We start from the raw sequence: 19,191 nt of genomic DNA, 5'->3' as shown, positions 1-19,191 counted from the left end.
ACCGGTTGCAGCCATAGGCCGGATGCGCCAATGCCAGCGCCCTGATGCGCTCCACTGTCTCCGGCGGCGTGGTTTGCGGGTGGCTCTTGTGGATCGGTGGCAGGTCCTTCAGCCCCTCGAAGCCCTGCGTCTGGAACCGCCGCTTCCATTCGTAAAAGCTGGTCCGATCCAGGCCGCGCTGCCGACAGGCCTCGGCGACGTTCCCCAGTTCCTTTGCCAGTTCCAGCACGCTCAGACGCTGCTGCGCCAGCTTCGTGCCCGCGTCACGCTTCTGCGGCTCCGCCGTGGTGGATGTGCGTCCCATGCCCTGATCCTCCCTTCCCTGAATAACACGGAAAGAAGGTTAAGTGGACAGTTCATCTTCAACAACGGCGCCGACACGATCCGTAACTTCGACCGGGCCGAGGATCGGATTGATCTGAGCAGCTTTGAAGGAATCGATAGCTTCGCCGATGTGCAGGCACATCTGTCCCAGTCAGGAGGTCACGTCTATTTCCACCGCGGCACCGATTCATTGAAGATTGAATGGACGTCGCTGAGCAGTCTGGCTTCCGATGACTTCATCTGGTGAGGCACACGCTGAACGGCGGACATCGTTGCCCAGTCCCCGTCGTCTCATCCGTGCCCGCCTTCATCGCTTGGAAAGGTGGGTTCGTCTGAGAAGGCGTTCGGGTCCGTGATTCAAGATCTGCCGGGCTCTCTCGGGCGGCTATGGCATGCGGCGAGGCGCTGCGTATGAAAGGTGCAGGGCCAGGTCGCTCTTCGAGTTCTGGATGTCCAAGGTAACCAGGTCACCCTGCGCGCGTCAGCCCTCTGGAAATGCTGCCGCTCGATTGACTCATTTTTCCGGGCTGCGTCACGGAAAGGAATGCATCCAATTGGCGTCTTTGTCGTTGGGGATGAAACATCTCGCCGAACAAGGATTTGCCTCATGGTCAACTTCCTGCTCTCGTCAGCAGTTATGCTGATTGACGCCCTGATACTGGTCGGGTTGGCGATGGCAGCCATTCCGTAGGAAAGATGTTGCACTTGCTTTGAGGGCCGCTTGTCCTTTCACAGCTATATTGAAGGTCCGTGGGTTGCACTGTAGGACGGATGCTGCCGACCTGTCTCATTGTATCCGCGCACGTTGCTTCTCCATTTTGTTCCCGTAGCCCCCCGCAACAGCTGGTCACTCAAGACTGGACAGTCGGTCGGGCGGGGCGCCCCCGTAAGCGCCAGGAGCCCGGCATACATTCCAGCTGGTGACGGCAGGGGGCGCGGCAGGATTGACCCGTCCGCTCGGCTGCCGCCCTTCACCGGGGTGCCGCACTTGCCCGGTCGATGGGATTAGCGTCACTTTTCGTCATCCACCCGCTCTCCCGCGCTGCACAGCGCCGTTTTTAGAAGTTTCATCTGCCACTTTCTGGTAGCTTACCAATACCTGCGACCTGGCAGAACCTGAGATAATCCAGTCATTGGAGGGGAGGACCATGGCAACCAACCAGCGCGTGCGCATTCATCCTGCAGTCGACAATGGCGTGAAGCAGGGCAATCCGGAATTTTCCGGAGGCGTTCTGACCTGCCATTGCACGAATAGACTTGTGAAGATTCGTGTGGGTGCGCAGACTGCCCATAACCATGTCTGTGGCTGCACCAAGTGCTGGAAGCCGGAGGGTGCGATCTTCAGCCAGGTGGCCGTCGTCTCGCGCGACGCGATCAAGGTCCTGGAGAACGGCGACAAGCTGCAGATCGTCGACAAGGACGCGGCAATCCAGCGCTATGCCTGCCGCGATTGCGGCGTGCACATGTATGGTCGGATCGAGAATAGGGACCATCCGTTCTACGGGTTGGACTTCGTCCACACCGAACTGTCGGAAGAGGAGGGGTGGTCCGCGCCGGAATTCGCAGCCTTCGTCAGTTCGGTCATCGAATCTGGCGTCAATCCAGATCGAATGGATGCCATCCGGGCGCGGCTGCGTGAACTCGGGCTTCCTCCCTATGACACGTTGTCACCGCCGCTGATGGACCTCATTGCGACCCATGCAGCCAATCGTCAGGCAAAGCCTGCGCCTGCGGCGGCAAGGCAGAACGCATCCCCAGCGCCCGTTCAGGCCGCGCCGAAGGCATCCCCATTGCCGCAGCGGAGTTCAGTCCCAACGCCGCCTGCGAGCGAAGGCAGATCTATAATCGGCCGGCTGATGAGCAGGCTTTTAGGGCGGTAGTCAGCAATAGGTGGCCAGTCTCTCCTGGTGACGTTCCCCACGACCACCTGCCCGCCGCTCTTGACGTTCATGCGCTCAACGCGGACGGGCTGCTGTCCCTTGCTGCAGTAGCGCTTCAGGCTGTCCATCTGCGCGCGCTGTAGTCGCGCGCCTGCAACGGTATGTCATTTGTAAAGCACGACAATGGCAGGCTCACTGTCCGCCAGATCCCCTCTTCAGTTTCAGCTTCAGTCGTTGTTCTAAGCTGATCTGTCTGCATGTGGCCCGCGCTCTGTTCAGCATTTGCTGCACACCCGGGCTACATTCACTGCGGCAAGAAGGTGATACATCCTGGCGGTCAAGGTCCGAGGCTCGGGCGGCAAGCTGTCGCTCTGCAGCCGGTTCCTGCGCGACTGCGGATCATTCAACCCTGCAAGTCCGTCCGGGTGGCCTTGCATGCTGACAGTCCAGCTTGGCTGAGCGGAACGCGGATTCCATCCAGTCCGGGATGATCGAGTCTTGGCCAGCAAATCTCCAGGGCAACACATGGATGCGCGGGGCAGCCTGCTGCGGCAGGTGCCGAAGGCTTTTTCTCCGCGACCGCTCTCGCCGAGGGTCTCGGAACTTGCCGTCAGAGCGAAGCGGTTCGCCGGAACAGGGAGCCGGCGGAAGGGCCGCCAACTCCGGTTCTGGAACATGGAACATCCTGCGGGCCGCGGCGTTGCAGTGGGTTGCTTGATGTTCTTGCAAGGCAAGGCCGGTGGTGGGTGCCTGGCGTGCACCGACAGGCAGGATCAGCCTGCCGCACCAGCCGAAGAGGGATAGCTTGATGGATATTACTGTGAACGGGCAGGCGCGCAGTTTCGAGGGCGATCCCGAAATGCCGCTGCTGTGGTATCTGCGCGACGAACTGGGGCTCACCGGCGCGAAGTTCGGCTGTGGCGCCGGGCTCTGCGGGGCCTGCGTGGTCCACATCGATGGGGTGGCGAGCTTTTCCTGCGTCACCCCGATGACGGTTGCCGAAGGGACCCAGGTGGTCACCATCGAGGGCCTGTCGCCGGATGGCACGCATCCGGTGCAGGCGGCATGGCAGCAGCTGAACGTCGCGCAATGTGGCTATTGCCAGGCCGGGCAGATCATGCAGGCCGCGGCGCTTCTGGCCGAAACGCCCGCCCCCACCGATGCCGATATCGATGCCGCGATGAGCCAGAACATCTGCCGCTGCGGCACCTATCCGCGCATCCGTGCCGCGATCAAGCGCGCCGCCGGACAGGGGGCTTGACCATGGCCGCCCTGGAAAATGTCAGCCGCCGCGCGGTCCTGCTGGGACTTGGCGCCGGGGCGCTCGTGCTCTCTCTGGGACTGCCGTCGCTGGCGCAGGAACCCGAGGAGCCGCTGAAGTTCGGCGCAGACGCCATGCCGCATGGCTGGCGCGATGACCCGCGCCTGTTCGTCTCGATCGCTCCCGACGGCACGGTGACAGTCACGATCCACCGCTCGGAAATGGGCCAAGGGGTCCGCACCTCAATCGCCATGGCCGTTGCCGATGAGCTTGAGGCGGACTGGAGCCGCGTCCGCGTGGCGCAGGCGCCGGGGGACGAGCCGACCTTCGGCAACCAGGATACCGACGGCTCGCGCAGCCTGCGGCACTTCTTTGGCCCGATGCGCCGTGCCGGTGCTGCCGCGCGCCAGATGCTGCGCGAGGCAGCGGCCGCCGAATGGGGCGTGCCGGTGGACGACGTCGTGGCCGAGAACCACGTCCTCAGCCATGCCGCCTCGGGCAAGCAGGCGGGCTACGGCGATATGGCCGCACGTGCGGCCGAGGGCGAGATTCCGGCGCGCGAAGCGCTGGTGCTGAAATCGCCCGACAGGTTCCGCTACATCGGCCGCACCGATGTCGGGCTGATCGACAATCCCGGCATCGTCACCGGCACCGCAATCTACGGCATGGACGCGAAGGCCGAAGGGATGCTGTTCGCGGTGGTCGCGCGGCCTCCGGTCGTGGGCGGCCGCGCGGTCAGCCATGATGCCGAGGCGGCGCTGAAGGTGCCCGGCGTGCAGCGTGTCGTGATGATCGACCCGCCGCCGCAGCCCTCCGCGTTCCAGCCGCTGGGCGGCGTGGCCGTGATCGCCACAAACACCTGGGCCGCCATGCGGGGGCGCGATGCGCTGAACATCCAGTGGGAGGACGGTCCCCACGGCGCCTATGACAGCGAGGCCTTCAAGGCCGAGCTTGAGCAGGCCGCCCGCAGCACCGACGGCGTGGTCGTGCGCAACCAGGGCGATGCCTTGGCGGCGTTGCAGCAGGCGCAGCGCAAGGTCGAGGCGGAATACTACATCCCCCATCTCGCGCAGGCGCCGATGGAGCCTCCGGCCGCGCTGGCCATTATCCGCGACGGCCGTTGCGAGATCTGGGCCTGCGTGCAGGCGCCGCAGGTGACGCGCGTGCGCGTTGCCGAGAAGCTGGGCCTGCCGCCCGAGGCCGTCACCGTGAACGTTACCCTGCTGGGCGGCGGCTTCGGCCGCAAGTCCAAGCCCGACTTCGCCATCGAGGCCGCCCTTCTCAGCCGCGAGATGGACGGGGCGCCGGTCAAGGTGGTCTGGACCCGCGACGACGACCTGCATCACGGCTTCTACCACACCGTCTCGGTCGAGCGGCTGGAAGCGGCGCTGGATGACAGCGGCCGTCCCGTCGCCTGGCTTCACCGCACGGCGGCGCCGACCATCGGGTCGATCTTCGCGCCCGACCCGATGCAGAAGCTGCCCTTTGAACTGGGCATGGGCCTGACGAACATGCCGCTGGATATCCCCAACGTGCGGGCCGAGAACCCCAAGGCGCAGGCCCATACCCGGATCGGCTGGTATCGCTCGGTTTCGAACATCCCGCATGCCTTCGCGATCCAGTCCTTCATCGCCGAACTGGCGCATGAGGCGGGGCGCGACCACCGCGACTACCTGCTCGACGTGATTGGCCCTGCGCGGAAGATCGACCCGACCGAGCTTGGCGACGTCTGGAACTATGGCGAGGACCCGGCACGCTATCCGGTGGACACAGGCCGACTGCGCCGGGTGATCGAGACCGCCACCGAGGCCGCCGGCTGGGGCCGCGAGATGCCCGCGCGGCGCGGGCTGGGGCTTGCCGCGCATTACAGCTTCGTCAGCTATGTGGCCGTGGTGGCCGAGGTCGAGGTCGGCGAGGACGGCAGCGTCCGCATCCCTGCCGCCCATATCGCCATCGACTGCGGCCCGCATGTGAACCCCGACCGGATCCGTTCCCAGATGGAGGGCGCGGTGATCATGGGCTCGGGTCAGGCGCTGATGTCGCAGATCACCTTCGCGCGGGGCAGGGCGCAGCAGAACAACTTCGACACCTATCCGGTGCCTCGCATGGATACCGCCCCGCGCGAGATCCACGTGCATCTTGTCGGGGGCGGGGATTACGGCCAGCCGCTCGGCGGCGTGGGAGAGCCCGGCCTGCCGCCGGTCACGCCCGCCATCATCAACGCCATCTTCGCCGCCACGGGCCAGCGGATCCGCCGCCTGCCGGTCGGCAACCAGCTGAGCAGCTAGGAGAGTGACATGATCCGCTTCCGTCTTGCCCTGAGTGCCGCCTTTGTCGCGGCATCGGCAACCCTGGCCGCAGCCGACTGCGCCGACCATCTGGCCCTCATGGACGAGGTGCTGGACCAGGCATCCCGCGAGTCCATTGCCGCATCCTCGGGCGGCCAAGGGGTCGCGGGCGCGCGCGAGGCGCGTGCCATGACCGGCACCGAGGCGCCCGGCCATGACGCGGCCGCGACCGACACGCCTCCGGATGAGCCCCAGCCGACGCAGGCGCCGGGCCATGCGCCCGTCGCCGGCGCCGGCGACAGAGTGCAGCAGCTACGCGCCAAGGTGGATGAGGCGCGTGCCCTGGCAGGCCAGGACGACGCTGCCTGCCGCGAGACCCTGGTGACGGGCTTGCGCGACCTGCTCTCGGGCGAGGAGGAGCAGCCGGGGGCGTGACCCCGGAGGATTGACAGACGACCGGAGATCGCGCTGGTTCTTCCGCGCGATCTTTGCTCTGCGGGTGGGTCCGCCGTGGCATTGCACCGATCGGCAGGTCCTGTCCACGATCCTGAACTGCATCCGCCAACTTGCCTCAAGCGGGTGCATCCGGCTGGTGAAACGCCTTGTTGCGGAAGGACGGACCCTCTCGTCAGCCTGAACAAAGGAAACGGCCATGACGCCAGGGGCCTCGATGGGGCTGCCGGACCTCGGCGTCCCCTGGGCGAGGCCACCTTCTTCATCCGCCAGATCGTCCGCATCACGCCTGCTGCTGCTTCTCGAGAGTGACACCTTCCAAGGCAAGGCGCTGAACGTCATCCACATGGCGAGCATGGGCAGATAGCGGTGCCTTCCACCAAACGGAGCGGCCTGAACGAGATCACGCGCGAATTGTAGCCCTTCTTGCTTGTAGCGGTGCTTCCGGCCGTCGCCCGCATCCCGGCGCCGACGATCCAGTGATCCGTTCCGATCTTCGATGGCGTCCGGGACAGGGAGGTACCATCTGGCCTCTCTGCCACCCTCATGCCCTTTCGGAACGATATGTCGCCAGCGGCAATTGTCGAGTTGTCCCTGAAGGAGAAGCCCCATGCCCGAACTCAGTTTCGATTTCCTGTTCACGGCCGAGGGCTGGATCGCGATGGCCGCGCTGATCGCGATGGAGGTCGTGCTCGGCATCGACAACCTGATCTTCATCTCGATCCTGACCAACAAGCTGCCGGCGGAACACCGGGCAAGGGCCCGCAGGCTGGGGATCGGCGCCGCGCTGATCATGCGGCTTATCCTGCTGGCGACCATCGCCTGGATTGTGGGCATGACGACGCCGGTCTTCACGGCCTTCGGGCACGCCTTCTCGTGGCGCGACCTGATCCTGATCGCGGGCGGCCTTTTCCTGGTCTGGAAGGCCACGAAGGAGATCCACCACACCGTCGATCCCGTCGATCACAAGGACAACGTCGTGGGTGGCGCCGTCAGCGCCTCGCTGGGCGGTGCCATCTTCCAGATCCTGCTGCTGGACCTTGTCTTCTCGGTGGATTCGATCATCACCGCCGTCGGCATGACCGACCATCTCGCGATCATGTATATCGCGGTCCTTGTCTCGATCACCGTGATGCTGGTCGCGGCCACTCCGCTTGCCAACTTCATCGAAAGGAACCCGACGATCGTGATGCTGGCGCTCAGCTTCCTGCTGATGATCGGCATGTCCCTGATCGCGGACGGCATGGGGTTCCATGTGCCCAAGGGCTACATCTATGCCGCGATGGGCTTCTCGGCCTTTGTCGAGGGGCTCAACATCATCGCCCGGCGCAAGAGCGCCGGCGCGGCAGAAGCGGCTGAAGCGGAGGACCGCGCCTGAACGACCGGAGAGCCGACCGCCCCTGGGGGCGGCCGGCGCATCCTTCGGGCGCAATTCCGGCCCTGTACGCCCTGAGTGCGCGGGCAGGTCCCGGGCTGCCTGTGCTGCTATTGCCACAAGCCGGGAAACGTCGCTCCCCGGTTCCGTCTCGATACACACGCATGATTGCTCTCCTGCCTGAAGAACGGGCGGCGGGTCAGCGCGGGTCTGGCAAGGCTGCCATTCAGACCCTCGCGACAACGCCGCTCGGCTTTGCTAGGACCCCCCCAACCGGAGGCGACGCAGGGAGAACCGACATGAAAGCGGATGTGGCAGTCATCGGCGCTGGCGCGATCGGCGCCCAGACGGCGGTGCAACTGGTCGAGCGTGGCCTGGACGTCGTGCTGATCGAGCCAGGGACGGCGGGGGCGGATCATGCGGCGAGCTATGGCAACGCCGCTTGGTTGTCGTCGCATTCGGTCATCCCTCCGGCGACACCCGGCGTCTGGAAGCAGGTTCCCGGATGGATCGCCGATCCGCTTGGGCCCCTGGCGGTGCGCCCGCTTTACCTGCCCAGGTCGGCGGGGTGGCTTTGGCGGTATCTTGCCTCGGCCTCGACCACGGCCAAGGTCGCAGCAATCGCCCGCAATCTCCGGGCGCTGCTGATCGATGCCCCGCGACTGCACGCGGAAGTCGCCGAGCGGGCAGGGCTGTCCCATCTGATCAATGCGACCAGCGGGTTGATGCATGTCTGGCGCGACCGGGACGCCTTCGAAGGTGACGCCTTCGGGTGGAAGATCCGTCGCGAGGTCGGCGTGGAATGGCGCGAACTGGATGGCGAGGAGATCGCCGCCATGCAGCCGGAACTTTCAAGGGACTACCGCTTTGGCCTGTTTGTGCCGGAAGCAGGCCACTGCCGCAATCCCGGGGCCTATGTCGCCGGGCTGGTGAACCATGCGGAACGCAAGGGCCTGCGCCGGATCGAGGCGCGCGCCCTAGGGTTCACGCAGTCGGGCGGCCGGCTGACCGGCGTGCTGACCTCGGACGGTACGGTCGCCTGCGGGGCCGCCGTGATCGCGGCCGGTGCCCGGTCCCGCCCGCTCGCCGCGCTGGCCGGAGACAAGGTGCCGCTGGAAAGCGAGCGCGGATACCACGTCACCGTCGAGGGCGACGTGCCGGGGCCGGAAATCCCCGTCATGGTGGGTGACCGCAAGGTGATCGTGACCCGGTTGGCGCAGGGCGTCCGTTGCGCCGGGCAGGTCGAGATCGGTGGCCTCGAGGCGGCGCCGGACTGGCGGCGGGCCGAAATCCTGCGCAGGCATCTGGCCGAGATCGTGCCTTCGCTGGACACGATGAAGGCGAAGGTCTGGATGGGGCATCGCCCCTCGACCCCCGACGGAATGCCGGTCATCGGGGCCGCCTCGGGGATCGGGGGCGTGGTCCATGCCTTCGGCCATGGCCATGTGGGGCTGGTCGGCTCGGCCCGCACGGGGCGGCTGGCGGCCCAGCTTGCCACGGGCGAGGCGCCCGAGATCGACGTTTCCCCCTTCAGCGCCCGCCGCTTCTCCCGCCGGGCGGCGGCCTGAACGGCAAACGGCCCGGCATGACGCCGGGCCGCTCACCCAAGTCCTTGCGGATCAGACCTGCGCGGTTGTCACGACCTCGATCATCGCGCCGCCGCCAAGGTCGTTGACCCCGACGGTCGCGCGCGCGGGCAGATCGTCGCCGAAGACCTCGGTCCAGACGGCGTCCATTTCCTTCTTCTTCGACAGGTCGGTGACGAAGATCGTGGCCGAGACCACCCGGTCCAGCCCCGAGCCGGCCTGTTCCAGATACTCGCCGATCTTCCTGAGGATGTTGCGGGTCTGGTCCGCCATCGAGGCGCTGGTGTCATCGGCCACGCAGCCGCCGATGAACACGAGATTCCCGGCGGTCACGGCGCGGTGCATGATGGGGGTGCGGATGTCGCGTTTGATTGCCATTGGAATCCCTTTCCTATGCGGCGTTGAACCGGGCCATGGACAGGCCCGAGATGTCGACGGGCGTGCGCCCCTCGGTGACAAGCTCGGCCACGGCCGCGCCTGCGGCCGGACCAAGCTGGAACCCGTGCAGCGAGAAGCCGCACTGATAGAACAGCCCCTTGTGGCGAAGGCTCGGCCCCACCACGGGCAGGTCGTCCGTAAGCTTGCCCTCGATCCCGGCCCATGCGCGGACGATGGTGGCGCTGCGCATGACCGGGAACAACTCGGACACGGTGCGGGCGCTGATCTGCAGCTTGCGCCAGTCCAGCACGGTGCTGTTCGTGTCGATGTCGGCCTGCCCCAGGTGGCCGCCGCCGATCAGCAGCGTCCCGTTCGGGAACTGCTTGAAGGACAGGATGCGCGAGCGGAGGATCACCACGGGGTCGATGAAGCGTGGCACGCGCGAGGTGATCATCAGCATCGGCGCGACCGGCACCAGCGGGATCGGCTCGCCCAGATGGGCGGCGATGCGGCCCGACCAGGCCCCGGCGGCGATCACCAGCTTCGGCGCGGCAAAGCTCTCGCCGCCCGCGTCCACGTGCCAAAGCCCGTTCTGGAAGCGGGGCAGCCCGGCGGCGACGCCCTCGCGGATGTCGGCGCCAAGCGACGCCGCCTTGCGGCGATAGGCCGTGGTTGCGCGGGCGGGCTGCGCGGCGCCGTCGCGGCGCGAGATGATGCCGCCCGTGCAGGTTTCGGCGACGGCTGGCAGGATCCTGCGGACCTCGGCCGCGCTCAGCAGTTCCTCGTGGGTGAAGCCCAGCCGGTTCAGCTCGGCCACCCGCGCCTTGCAGGTCTCGAAATCGGCGGCGGATTCCGCCACCAGCACCTGCCCGTGGCAGTCCAGCGCGCAGTCGTCGTCGATGAGATCCCCGATGCGTTCCCAGATCGCCATCGAGCGCAGCGACAGCGGGATCTCGGCCACGTGGCGCGACAGCATCCGCACGCCGCCCGCATTGACGCCCGAGGCATGGCGGCCGGCATAGTCCTTTTCGAACAGCGTGACCGTTGCCCCCGCATGGCGCAGGTTCAGCGCCGTCGCGCAGCCATGGATGCCGCCGCCGATGATCAGGACATCGCGCAGGATCATCAGCGCACGACCGCCTTGACCGCTGCCGGCTCCTGCGGAAGATCGGCCAGCTCGCTCAGCATCAGGGGCTTCACGGGCGCGCGCAGGCGGTAATAGCCGATCTGCTCGGGCGTCGTGCCGCGCGCCTTGGCCATCAATTCGGTGACGGTCAGCCCGCAGAGGCGGCCCTGGCACGGTCCCATTCCGGTGCGCAGATAGGCCTTGAGCTGGTTCGGCCCCGAGGCGCCGATCTCGACCGCGGAAAGGATGTCGCGTGCGCGCACCTCCTCGCAGCGGCAGACGATGGTGTCGCCCTCGGGGATGCGGAACTGCTCGGCCGGCTTGTAGAGCAGGTCGAGGAACTCGCGCCCGCGATTGGCCTTGGCAAGCTCGGCCCGCGCGGCCGACAGGCCGCTGGCCGGAGCCTTGCGCCCCATTGCTGTCAGAGCGGCATGGGCGGCAACCCGGCCGCGCGCAAGCGCCACGCCGACCCCGCCGATGCCTGCCCCGTCGCCCGCGATGTAAAGGCCGGGGACCGTCGATTGCCCGTCCTCGTCCAGCCGGGGACGCCAGCAGAGCTGCTGCTTGTCCCAGTCATGCGCCGCGCCCACTGACATGGCGAGGTTGACGTTCGGCACGACACCCTGATGCAGCAGCAGCAGGCGGCTGGCCATCTCGCCCCGCTTGCCGCCGGCGGTTTCCCAGGTGACCCGGTCAAGCTGGCCCTCACCATGCGCCTCGATGCGGGTGACATGCTTGACGATACGGACCTTGGACCGCACCTCGGCCAGCATCTTCAGGCCCTTGCGGAAATAGGGCGTGGTCAGGAAGCCGAAGGCCTTGGGCAGCGCCGCCGCAAGCTGCCCCTTGGGCGTCGTGTCCAGCATCACGTCAATGCGCCCGCCCATCCGCAGGATCTGCCCGGCCAGCAGCCAGAACAGCGGTCCCTGTCCGGCGATCACCGTGGGCTCGCTGGGGACCAGCCCCGAGGATTTCAGCATGGTCTGTGCCGCGCCCGCGGTCATCACGCCGGGCAGCGTCCAGCCGGGGATTGGGAAGGGCCGTTCCATCGCGCCGGTGGCGACCACGATCTTGCGGGCCTGCACGATGCGAGACGACCCGCCGTGCGAGACGCCGACCTGCAGCGAGGGATCGATGCTCCAGACCGTCGCCCGGTGAATGACCTCGGCGCCGCTGGCGCGCAGCTTCCCAAGCTCGGCCTCGCCGTCCCAATAGTCCTTGCCCAGCATCTCGCGGTTGGTCAGGGGGGTGGTGGTCAGCCCGCGCCAGACCTGCCCGCCAGGCCCGGCGTTCTCGTCCAGCAGCAGGGTCGAGGCGCCCGCCGCCGCCGCAGCGGCGGCAGCCGCGATGCCCGCCGGTCCCGCGCCGACGACGACCAGGTCGTAGCTGTCCGAATGCAACACGCTCATTTCCCAAGCTCTCTCTTGCCGCGCTGGATCTCGACCTGCATCCCCGGCTCGACCGGGATCAGGCAGCCCTGCCGGTTGCCGACGCCGTTGATGGTGACGAGGCACTCGAAGCAGACGCCCATCATGCAATAGGGCAGCCGCGGCACACCCGAGACGGCGCTGTCGCGCCGCACGTCCAGCCCCGAGGCCAGCAGCGCCGCCGCCACCGTGTCGCCCCGGCGGGCCTGCACGCTCTGCCCGTCCACGAAGATCTCCAGCGTCGGCCGCTGGTCGGCGGGAATATGTGAGAACATCGGTGTCATACGGCAGCATCCGCGTTGAGCAGGGTTTCGGGGGCATCGGCGAAGCGCCGGGCCGAGAAGGAGGAGGGAGGCCCGCCGAGGCCGCCGTCCCGGATGCGGGGCGCAAGCTCGAGCGCGTGCATCGAGGCAAGCGTCACGCCCGAATGGCAGCAGGCGACAAAGGCGCCCGGCGCGCTGGCCGACTGGTCGTAGATGGGGAAACCGTCGCGGGTCATCACCCGGATGCCCGACCAGGTCCGCACGACGTTCAGCCGGTTCAGCAGCGGGAAGGTGCGGCGGGCGCGGTCGGCCATCACGGTGGTGACGGGCACGCGGGTTTCCCGGTCGTCCAGGATCTCTTCCTTGCTGTCGCCGATCATCACCGTGCCCTCGTCGGTCTGGCGCAGGGTGCCCAGCGGATAGTGCAGGAAGGGCTTGACCCGTTCGGTCACGATGATCTGGCCGCGGGTCGGCATCATCGGCGCGAAAAGGCCGACCTGCGGGGCAAGCCGCTCGTTGCCGTTGCCCGCCGCCAGCACGACCTTTGCGGCCTCGATCCGTCCCCCCGAGGTGTGCAGGACGAAGCCCCCGCCGGGCTGCGGCTCGATCCGGTCCACGTCATGACTGGCGCGGTAATCGGCGCCGAAGTCGCGCAGCCCCGCGTGGAAGGCGCGGAAGGTCCGCAGCGAGTTCACATGCCCGTCGTGGGGGCTGTAGCTGGCGCCCACGACATCCGGACCGATCTCGGGCAGCGCCTTCTCAAGCTCGCTGCGATCCACCATCTCGAGCCCGTAGTCATTGGGCGCGCCCTGCGCATACATCTGCTCGATGAGCTGCCGGCGCGCATCCAGCTCGGCCTCGCTCAGGCAGATGTGGAACCCGCCCGGACGCTGGTAGTGGACATCGAGGCCGGTCTGCTCGCGCAGCGCCTCGGCCAGCGTGGGCCACTGGCGCGAGGCCTCGACCGACCAGCGGGCGTAGGGGGGCAGGCCGAGGCCCTTTCCCTGTACCCAGACCAGCGCGAAGTTCGCGCGGCTGGCCCGGCGGGCGACGTCGCCCTCGTCCAGCACGATGACCTTCTGGCCAAGGCGCGCCAGGCCCCATGCGATGGCCGCACCAAGCAACCCGCCGCCGACGACAGCGACATCATGAACTCGAGACATTTGCCTGTTCCTATGAGTTGCGGTCGCTGTGGCCGGACAGGACGGCGTCCAGGCCATAGAGCCGGTCGAGGATGATCAGCACGGCCATGGTGATGGCGATCACGACGGCCGAGACCGAGGTGACGAGCGGGTCGATATTGTCCTGCACATACAGGAACATCCGCACCGGCAGCGTCTCGGTTCCGGGCGCGGCCAGGAAGACCGTCATCGTCACCTCGTCGAAGGACTGGATGAAGGACAGGGCCCAGCCGCTGATGACGCCCGGCAGGATCAGCGGCAGGGTCACCCGGCGGAACAGCGTGAAGTTGCTGGCCCCCAGCGAGATCGCCGCGGATTCGATAGAGCGGTCCATGCCCGTGGCCGCCGACAGCGTCAGCCGCAGCGCGAAGGGGAACACCACCACGACATGGGCGATGATCAGCGCCGTCATGGTTCCCGAGATCCCGCCCTGCGTGAAGAAGCGCAGGAAGGCGATGCCCAGGACCACATGCGGGATCATCAGGGGCGACAGGAAGAAGGCCGACAGCGCGCCCTTGCCCGGGAAGGCATAGCGGCTGAAGGCCAGCGCCGCGGGCACCGCCAGGATCACGGCGATGGTCGAGGAGACCGCCCCCAGGTAGACCGAGGTCCAGAAGGCGCGGATGAACTCGGGGTAATCCGCGATCGCCCTGAACCAGCGCAGCGACAGGCCGTTGGTCGGAAGCGACAGGAAGCCTTCCGGGGTGAACGCCACCACGCAGACCACCAGGATCGGCGCGACCATGAAGATCACGAAAACCGTGTGGAAGGCCAGGGCGAGGAAACCGTTCTTCTTCATCTGAACACCTCGGCATAGCGACGCTCGACCAGCGCGTTCGAGGCCACGATGATCAGGACGATCCCGATCAGCAGCAGCACCGCCACGGCCGCGCCGAGCGGCCAGTCCAGCGTGTTGAGAAACTCGTCATAGGCCAGCGTCGAGGCGACCTTGAGCCGCCGCCCGCCGATGATGGCCGGGGTGGCGAAGGCCGAGGCGCTGAGCGCGAAGACGATGATCGACCCCGACAGGATGCCGGGCATGATCTGTGGCAGCAGCACGCGCCGGACCACGGTGAACTGGCTGGCCCCCAGCGAACGGGCCGCGTTCTCGACCTGCGGGTCCAGCCGCTGCAGCGAGGCCCAGACCGACAGCACCATGAAGGGCATCATCACATGGGCCAGCGCGATCACGACGCCGGTTTCGGTGAACATGAAGGGCAGGGGCGCGTCGATCAGGCCGATCCCCATCAGGAACTGGTTGGCGACCCCGTTGTTGCCGCCGAACAGCAGCGCCCAGCCCAAGGTCCGGGCCACGACCGACATCAGAAGCGGGCCGAGGATCACCAGCATGAACAGGCCGCGCCAGCGCGGGTTCATGCGCTTGAGGATATAGGCCTCGGGGGCGCCGAACAGCGCCGCCAGCAGCGTGGCCAGGAACGAGATGCGCAGCGTGCGCAGGAAGATCTCGCCGAAATAGGGGTCGGTGAAGACCTCGATCCAGTTCTCGGCCGTGAAGTCCTCGACTATGCCGGTGTACTGGCCCCAGCTGTAGAAGGACAGCAGCACCGTCATGATCAGCGGGATCACGAGAACGGCGATGAACAGCAGCGTCGCCGGCAGCAGCAGCGAGGCCACGGCGACGGGATTGCGCCCCTCAGCCATGGGACAGACCTTCCCGGCGCAGGCCCATGTCGGCGGGCGACCAGCTCAGGAACACCGCGTCGCCTTCGACCGGCAGGGGCTGGCCGTCGTTCTGGCGCAGCACCAGAACCTCGCCCTGTGCTGTCTGCACCTGGTAGGACCAGCAGTTGCCCTGGAACACGCGCGCCGTGACCGTGCCGCGCAGGCCGGTGCTGTCGAAGCGCATCTTCTCGGGACGCAGTGTCACCGCCACCGGCCCGTCGGCGCCCGACACCGCGGCGCGGAACTCGCCCACCACCAGCGTCCCGCCCCGGATCTCGCCCGACAGGGTGTTGGTCTTGCCGAGGAACGAGGCGACAAAGGAACTGGCCGGATTGTTGTAGGCCTCGACCGGAGTCGCGATCTGCTCGATCCGGCCCTTGCTCATCACCACGACGCGGTTGGACAGCGCCATGGCCTCCTGCTGGTCATGGGTCACAAGGATGGTCGTGGTCCCGAGCCGCCGCTGGATCGACAGAAGCTCGCTCTGCATCTCTTCGCGCATCTTGGCGTCGAGGTTGGATAGCGGCTCGTCAAGCAGCAGGATCTCGGGGCGGATCACCAGCGCCCGTGCCACGGCGACGCGCTGCTGCTGGCCGCCCGACATCCGGCGCGGATAGCGGTCCTCGTAGCCCTTGAGCCCGACCATCGCCAGCGCCTCGCGCACGCGCTCCTCGCGCGAGGCCCGGTCGATGCCGCGCATCTCCAGGCCGAAGGCCACGTTCTCGGCGGCCGTCAGGTGCGGGAACAGCGCATAGCTCTGGAAGACGATGCCGAGGCCGCGCTTGGCGGGCGGCATCGACACCAGATCCCGCCCGCCCAGGACGATGCGCCCCGAGGTGGGCTCGGTGAAGCCCGCGATCATCTGCAGCGTAGTGGTCTTGCCGCAGCCCGAGGGTCCCAGCAGCGAGATGAACTCGCCCTTCTCGACCGAAAGGTTGAAGTTTTCCAACGCGACGACGTTGCCGTAGGTCTTGCGGAGATCAGATAGCTCGAGGAACGACATGTCGGCCCTTCCGAAGGGAACCCCTGGACGGTTCGGTTGCGGACTGACAGGGAAGGCAACATTCGCCTTCCCTGGGCTTTCCGGCCTGCGGCAGCAGGCAGGCGGTGCTTAGCGCTCGACCTCGCGGTTCCAGCGCTTGGTCCAGTCCTCGCGGTTCTGGTTGATGGTCACCCAGTCCGAGTTGTACATCTCGGCGATGCGCTCGCCGGTCGGCATCGTGGCCTTCATCTCCTCGGGGACCTCGACCTGCTTGTGGACCGGGCCATAGCCGTATTCGACGGCCATGGTGCTCTGCACCTCGGGGTCCAGAAGGGCATTGACGAAGGCCGATGCCAGCGGCGAGGCGCCTTCCTTGGCCACCGGGCAGGCCGAGGCGAGAAGCGTGACCGCGCCTTCCTCGGGATAGACGAAGGCCGCCGGGAAGCCGGTATCCGCCAGCGCCTGCACGCGGGACGAGCCCCAGACGCCCAGCACGGCCTGGCCCGACTGGAACAACTCGGTCATCTTGCCCGGCGAGGGTTCATAGGCCAGCACGTTGGCGTTCACCTCGTCGATCATCGTGGCAAAGCCCGGCTCGATGTCCTTTTCGGAACCGCCGTTCATGCGGGCGAACTGGACCAGCGTGTACAGGCCATAGGTGTTGTTGATCGGCGGAATGACGATCATGCCCTTGTACCTGGGGTCCTTCAGGTCGTTCCACGAGGTCGGGGGCTCCCACCCCTGCTTCTCGAAATACTCGGTGTTGTAGAACAGGCCCGTCGCGACGATGCCGGTCGCAACGGCCTTGTCCTCGGGATAAAGCGCCTGTTCGAACAGGTTGGACTTGTCGAGGCCCTCGATCGGCGCGCAGAAGCCAAGCTCGATCGCCTGGTACATGGGGCCGTCATCCAGAATGGCGACGTCGATCTGCTGGTTGCCCTTCTGCGCCTGCAGCTTTGCCAGCGAGTCGGTCGAGTTGCCGGCGACATATTCGATCTTGACGCCGTGCTCCTGCTCGAACTTGGGGATGACCTTGCTGCGCATGATCTGTTCGAAGGTGCCGCCGTAGCCCGCGACGTAAAGCGTCGATTGCTGGGCCATCGCGCTGCCGGCGGACAGCACCAGAGCGGTGAAGGAAACGGAACAGATGGCTAGACGCATGGCTTTCTCCCTGATGTGCCGACAGTCTTCTGCTGCCATGGCTGAAGATGGAGGCCGCAGCTCCATGATGTCCAATGCATAATTGACACAGTCGCATGTGCGATTGTTATATGCCTGCATGCGCATCAATCACCGCCAGGTCGAAGCCTTTCAGGCCATGATGCAGGTGGGATCGGTCAGCGATGCGGCTGCCCGGCTGGGCATCACCCAGCCCGCGGCAAGCCGCCTGCTGCGCGATCTCGAGCATAACCTGCGGCTGGACCTGTTCGAGCGCAGCGGAAACCGGCTGCACCCGACGCCGGCTGCCTATACGCTGTTTGCAGAAGTCGAGCGGTCGTTCAGCGGGCTTCAGCGCATTGCCGCAGTGGCCGACAACCTGCGGGAAAAACGGGCAAGGGAGTTGCGGGTCGCCGCGATGCCGGCGCTGACGAACGATCTCCTGCCGCGCTTCACCGGCAGGTTCCTCAAGGCCAACGAGGGCCTGCATGTCGCGCTTTACGGCGTCATCACCCCGGTCATCCTGGACTGGATGGTCAACAACCAGTGCGACCTGGGGTTCATCGAAAGCAGCACGCCGACATTTTCCCTGCGGACCATCAAGATACCCGCCGTGCCGCGCGTGGCCGTCCTGTACCGGGGCCACCGACTGGCCGAGAAGGAGGTCATCCACATCACCGATTTCAACGGCGAGGATTTCATTGCCCTTCCCGCAGAGTCGGTAAGCATGCGGCGGATCCGCGCCGTCATGAACGCCCATGGCGTCTCGATCCGCAGCCGCGCCGAAAGCCCGCTATCGGAAATCGTCTGCGGCATGGTCGCATCGGGCCTGGGCGTGTCTGTCTCGGACCCTTTCACGGCAAGGACAGGCGCTCACCGGGATCTCGTGGTTCGTCCCCTGCTGCCCATGATCCCTTTCTCGTTCACGGCCGTCCTGCCCTCGAACGACGTCCCGCTTCCCAGCGCCCGCGACTACATCGCCGGGGTCATCAGGGAGGTCCTGGCCGTCCGCGATGCGGCAAGCCCTCAGCCACAGGGCAAGGCAGAGGACGTGTGATCCGGTCCACCCAGAGGCATCATGTGCCGAGCGGGATGAGACAGCGCGGTGTCGCAGGGCCAGTCCGTGACGGCGCTCGACCGGGTGACCGGTTCACCGTTACCGGTGGATCGTGCCGCCGGCGGCATGAAGGTTCTTGCCGTTCCTCGTCACCCGTGACAGGTCCGGACTGGCCGGATGATCACTGCTGCGCGCGCTCGCGGCTGCGCTGCCATTCCAGGTGGCGCAGGATGGGCGAGGTCCGGCTCTGGGCGACGGCAACCTGCGGCATCGCCATCGCGATCTGCAGCGGCATGCACATCATGGTGCCAAGATAAAGGGCGGCCCCTGCGGCCTGCATCGGAAGCGGAGAATGGGCGGCAGGTTCAAGGTCTGCCCGCGCCTGCGAGCCTGCCCTGTATCCGGCATCCACGTCTTCATGGAACTGAGGCGCTTCGATCTGGTCGTGGTCAAGCATGATGTCCCCCGGCAGTTGCATGAACAGGCAGGGTTTCGATCCTGCCCGGAAATGGGTCACTTCGTGACCGTCTGTTCATCAACCAGCGCGGACTGCCGGGGTTTCGTCCGATGTGGCCGTCCGGGATACTGCTTTAGTCGTAGGGTGCCTTTTGGGTCTGCCTCTTGCAACGGGTCAGCCTTGCCGGAAAGCGGGTCCAGCTTCTCTGTCAATGGTTGCGGGGAAGGGCAGGCGAGGCTGGATCATCCGCCGAAGCTTGCCAGCGTCGCACATCCTTGGGGCCCCGGAAGGCGGCCAGAGATCAGCAAGGAG

Annotated in this window: 17 protein-coding genes and 1 pseudogene; 7 read left to right on the top strand and 11 right to left on the bottom strand. The window is 66.6% G+C overall.

The window, feature by feature from the left end; all coding sequences use genetic code 11:
- Nucleotides 1-304 (bottom strand): helix-turn-helix domain-containing protein (locus BLQ03_RS13725; RefSeq protein WP_139166744.1); only part of this gene is annotated, 304 nt, incomplete at its 3' end.
- 1,168 nt (nucleotides 305-1,472) lie between these two features.
- Between BLQ03_RS13725 and gfa the strand changes: the two are divergent.
- The 6 genes and pseudogenes from gfa to BLQ03_RS13695 all read left to right on the top strand — a co-directional run.
- Nucleotides 1,473-2,051: pseudogene (gene gfa, locus BLQ03_RS13720) on the top strand (S-(hydroxymethyl)glutathione synthase); the annotation flags it as partial.
- 961 nt (nucleotides 2,052-3,012) lie between these two features.
- Entirely contained in the window at nucleotides 3,013-3,465 is a 453-nt protein-coding gene (locus BLQ03_RS13715) for a (2Fe-2S)-binding protein (RefSeq protein WP_281201010.1), read from the top strand.
- 2 nt (nucleotides 3,466-3,467) lie between these two features.
- Nucleotides 3,468-5,753 (top strand): xanthine dehydrogenase family protein molybdopterin-binding subunit, encoded by a 2,286-nt coding sequence (locus tag BLQ03_RS13710; RefSeq protein WP_090756894.1) that lies wholly within the window; start codon nucleotides 3,468-3,470, stop codon nucleotides 5,751-5,753.
- A 9-nt stretch (nucleotides 5,754-5,762) separates the two neighbouring features.
- Nucleotides 5,763-6,188: a hypothetical protein gene (locus BLQ03_RS13705; RefSeq protein ID WP_090756893.1), complete on the top strand. Its 426-nt coding sequence runs from the start codon at nucleotides 5,763-5,765 to the stop codon at nucleotides 6,186-6,188.
- A gap of 628 nt (nucleotides 6,189-6,816) precedes the next feature.
- On the top strand, nucleotides 6,817-7,584 hold the full coding sequence (locus tag BLQ03_RS13700; RefSeq protein ID WP_090756892.1) for a TerC family protein: 768 nt from the start codon (nucleotides 6,817-6,819) through the stop codon (nucleotides 7,582-7,584).
- A gap of 296 nt (nucleotides 7,585-7,880) precedes the next feature.
- Nucleotides 7,881-9,149: an NAD(P)/FAD-dependent oxidoreductase gene (locus BLQ03_RS13695; RefSeq protein WP_090756891.1), complete on the top strand. Its 1,269-nt coding sequence runs from the start codon at nucleotides 7,881-7,883 to the stop codon at nucleotides 9,147-9,149.
- Nucleotides 9,150-9,200: 51 nt separating this feature from the next.
- On the opposite strand, the gene BLQ03_RS13690 is transcribed toward BLQ03_RS13695, so the two are convergent.
- The 9 genes from BLQ03_RS13690 to BLQ03_RS13650 all read right to left on the bottom strand — a co-directional run bounded on the left by BLQ03_RS13690 (nucleotide 9,201) and on the right by BLQ03_RS13650 (nucleotide 17,368).
- Nucleotides 9,201-9,545, bottom strand: a complete 345-nt coding sequence (locus BLQ03_RS13690) for a RidA family protein (RefSeq protein ID WP_090756890.1) — start codon at nucleotides 9,543-9,545, stop codon at nucleotides 9,201-9,203.
- A gap of 13 nt (nucleotides 9,546-9,558) precedes the next feature.
- Nucleotides 9,559-10,671 (bottom strand): NAD(P)/FAD-dependent oxidoreductase, encoded by a 1,113-nt coding sequence (locus BLQ03_RS13685; RefSeq protein ID WP_090756889.1) that lies wholly within the window; start codon nucleotides 10,669-10,671, stop codon nucleotides 9,559-9,561.
- The gene (locus BLQ03_RS19040) at nucleotides 10,671-12,080 is read right to left on the bottom strand and encodes an FAD/NAD(P)-dependent oxidoreductase (RefSeq protein WP_090756888.1); all 1,410 of its coding nucleotides are present in this window, start codon (nucleotides 12,078-12,080) and stop codon (nucleotides 10,671-10,673) included. The genes BLQ03_RS13685 and BLQ03_RS19040 overlap by 1 nt, the downstream gene beginning before the upstream one ends.
- Nucleotides 12,077-12,373: a (2Fe-2S)-binding protein gene (locus tag BLQ03_RS13675; protein WP_090756887.1), complete on the bottom strand. Its 297-nt coding sequence runs from the start codon at nucleotides 12,371-12,373 to the stop codon at nucleotides 12,077-12,079. Before BLQ03_RS13675 ends, BLQ03_RS19040 begins: the two co-directional genes overlap by 4 nt.
- A 5-nt stretch (nucleotides 12,374-12,378) precedes the next feature.
- Nucleotides 12,379-13,524: an NAD(P)/FAD-dependent oxidoreductase gene (locus tag BLQ03_RS13670; protein ID WP_090756886.1), complete on the bottom strand. Its 1,146-nt coding sequence runs from the start codon at nucleotides 13,522-13,524 to the stop codon at nucleotides 12,379-12,381.
- 10 nt (nucleotides 13,525-13,534) lie between these two features.
- On the bottom strand, nucleotides 13,535-14,341 hold the full coding sequence (locus tag BLQ03_RS13665) for an ABC transporter permease (protein ID WP_090756885.1): 807 nt from the start codon (nucleotides 14,339-14,341) through the stop codon (nucleotides 13,535-13,537).
- Nucleotides 14,338-15,204 (bottom strand): ABC transporter permease, encoded by an 867-nt coding sequence (locus BLQ03_RS13660; protein ID WP_090756884.1) that lies wholly within the window; start codon nucleotides 15,202-15,204, stop codon nucleotides 14,338-14,340. The genes BLQ03_RS13665 and BLQ03_RS13660 overlap by 4 nt, the downstream gene beginning before the upstream one ends.
- Entirely contained in the window at nucleotides 15,197-16,228 is a 1,032-nt protein-coding gene (locus BLQ03_RS13655) for an ABC transporter ATP-binding protein (protein WP_090756883.1), read from the bottom strand. The genes BLQ03_RS13660 and BLQ03_RS13655 overlap by 8 nt, the downstream gene beginning before the upstream one ends.
- 108 nt (nucleotides 16,229-16,336) lie before the next feature.
- Nucleotides 16,337-17,368 (bottom strand): ABC transporter substrate-binding protein, encoded by a 1,032-nt coding sequence (locus BLQ03_RS13650; RefSeq protein ID WP_090756882.1) that lies wholly within the window; start codon nucleotides 17,366-17,368, stop codon nucleotides 16,337-16,339.
- A 118-nt stretch (nucleotides 17,369-17,486) separates the two neighbouring features.
- Between BLQ03_RS13650 and BLQ03_RS13645 the strand changes: the two genes are divergently transcribed.
- Complete coding sequence (locus tag BLQ03_RS13645; protein WP_090756881.1) at nucleotides 17,487-18,422, top strand: LysR substrate-binding domain-containing protein; 936 nt, start codon at nucleotides 17,487-17,489, stop codon at nucleotides 18,420-18,422.
- A gap of 181 nt (nucleotides 18,423-18,603) precedes the next feature.
- Here the strand turns inward: BLQ03_RS13645 and BLQ03_RS13640 are convergent, their stop codons facing one another.
- A complete protein-coding gene (locus BLQ03_RS13640; protein WP_139166743.1) occupies nucleotides 18,604-18,879 on the bottom strand; it encodes a hypothetical protein in 276 nt (91 codons plus the stop codon).
- Between the last annotated feature and the right edge of the window lie 312 nt (nucleotides 18,880-19,191).

Source organism: Paracoccus chinensis (genome assembly GCF_900102885.1).
GTDB lineage: Bacteria > Pseudomonadota > Alphaproteobacteria > Rhodobacterales > Rhodobacteraceae > Paracoccus > Paracoccus chinensis.
Note: the sequence above shows the minus strand (reverse complement) of the source record. Positions and strands in the feature narration are given on the sequence as shown.